The organism is Bradyrhizobium sp., assembly GCF_049586575.1.
Taxonomy (GTDB): domain Bacteria; phylum Pseudomonadota; class Alphaproteobacteria; order Rhizobiales; family Xanthobacteraceae; genus Bradyrhizobium.
Genome location: NZ_JBAVCF010000772.1, coordinates 1 through 1,902, shown reverse-complemented (window position 1 = coordinate 1,902; position 1,902 = coordinate 1). Strand labels below are relative to the sequence as shown.

At 65.0% G+C, this 1,902-nt stretch carries 1 protein-coding gene and 1 pseudogene; both read left to right on the top strand.

Translation table 11 applies throughout. From position 1 onward, the window contains the following. Nucleotides 1-311 (top strand): annotated as a pseudogene (locus WB528_RS27695) (FAS1-like dehydratase domain-containing protein); the annotation flags it as partial. Beyond that, the coding region (gene mdlC / locus WB528_RS27690; RefSeq protein ID WP_423892527.1) for a benzoylformate decarboxylase at nt 305-1,902 on the top strand (1,598 nt) is incomplete at its 3' end. The pseudogene WB528_RS27695 and the gene mdlC, both read left to right, overlap by 7 nt.

The following is a 1,902-nucleotide window of genomic DNA, read 5'->3' as shown; positions in this document are numbered from 1 at the left end:
CCGTGCTGTTGTTTCGCTACTCGGCGCTGACCTTCAACGGCCACCGCATTCACTATGACCGCGACTATGTCACCAAGGTCGAGGGCTATCCCGGCCTGGTCTTCCACGGGCCGATGCAGGCCGCCTTGCAGATCGAGTTCGCCGCCAAATTGCGCGGGATCGTTCCGAAGAAATTCGCCTATCGCGGCGTACAGCCGCTGTTCGAGGGCTCTGAATTCTCGGTCAATGCCAACGAGACGGCGGCCGGCCTTGAGACGTGGACTGCCAATTCCGCAGGACAGCCAACCATGAAAGGCACCGCGACGTGGTGAGTCCCCTCACCGTCAAGCAGGCCACCTTCGACCTGTTGCGCGCGTTCGGGATCAAGAAAGTGTTCGGCAATCCCGGATCGACCGAACTGCCGTTCCTGAGCGATTGGCCGGACGACATCGACTACGTGCTCGGCTTGCAGGAAGCTTCCGTCGTCGGCATGGCCGACGGCTACGCGCAGGCCACCCGCAACGCCGGCTTCGTCAACCTGCATTCGGCGGCCGGCGTCGGACATGGGCTCGGCAATGTCTTTACCGCCTATCGCAACCAGACGCCGCTCGTGATCACCGCAGGCCAGCAGGCGCGCTCCATCCTGCCGTTGCAGCCGTTTCTGTTTGCCGAGCGCGCATCCGAATTTCCCCGGCCTTACGTGAAATTCGCAATCGAGCCGGCGCGCGCCGAAGACGTGCCTGCGGCGATCGCGCGCGCCTATTACGTGGCGATGCAGCCACCCTGCGGGCCGACATTCGTCTCGGTCCCGAGCGACGACTGGATGAAGCCTGCGCAGGCGATCGAGGCGCGCAGCATCACGCGCGAATTGAGCCCCGATCCCGACGCCATCAGGGGACTGGCCGAGGCGTTCGCGTCGAGCGAGCGGCCAGCGTTTGTGGTTGGCCCCGGTATCGATCGCGCGCAAGCCGTCGATTTGATGGTGCGGCTTGCCGAGAAGACCCACGCTTCCGTCTGGGTCAGCCCGTTTTCGGCGCGATGCAGCTTCCCCGAACGTCACCCGCAATTTGCGGGCTTCCTGCACGCCTCTCCGGGTCAGCTATCCGAAGCGCTGCGCGGCCATGATCTGGTCGTTGTGGTCGGCGCGCCGGTCTTCACCTTTCACGTCGAGGGCCATGCGGCGATTTTGGACGGCAAAACGACGCTGTTCCAGATCACCGACGATCCCGACGCGGCTGCGGTGACGCCGGCCGGCACCAGCATCATCGCCACCATGAAACCCGCACTCGCCGCGCTGATCGAGATGACAAGCGAGAGCAAGCGCGCAGCGCCCAAGGGCCGCGTTCTGCCGCCTGCGCCTGTGGCGTCTGATCCCATCACGGCGGAATTTCTGCTGCACAGCCTGGCAGCCGCCATGCCCCGCGATGCCGTGCTGGTGGAAGAAGCGCCGTCGCACCGCCCGGCGATGCAGAAGTTCATGCCGATGGCGGGTGCGGACTGCTTTTACACCATGGCGAGCGGCGGGCTCGGCCACGGCCTGCCGGCCGCGGTCGGCATCTCACTCGGCCGCGGAAGCATCCGCACCGTCTGCCTCGTCGGCGACGGCTCGGCGATGTATTCGATCCAGGCGCTATGGACGGCGGCCCAGAGGAAATTGCCGCTGACCGTCGTCGTCATCAACAATGAAGGCTACGGCGCGATGCGCGCGTTCAGCCAGGTGATGCAGGTGCGCAACGTGCCCGGCCTCGACATGCCCGGCATCGATTTTATGAAGATCGCCGAGGGCATGGGATGCGCCGCCGTCCGCGTGACCAAGTCATCCGAATTGGCGGCCGCGCTCAAGCGCAGTATTGCGTATGAGGGAACGAGCCTCGTTGAGGTGATGGTCGATTCCGCTGTGCCGGTGCTGTACGAGCGGAAGGG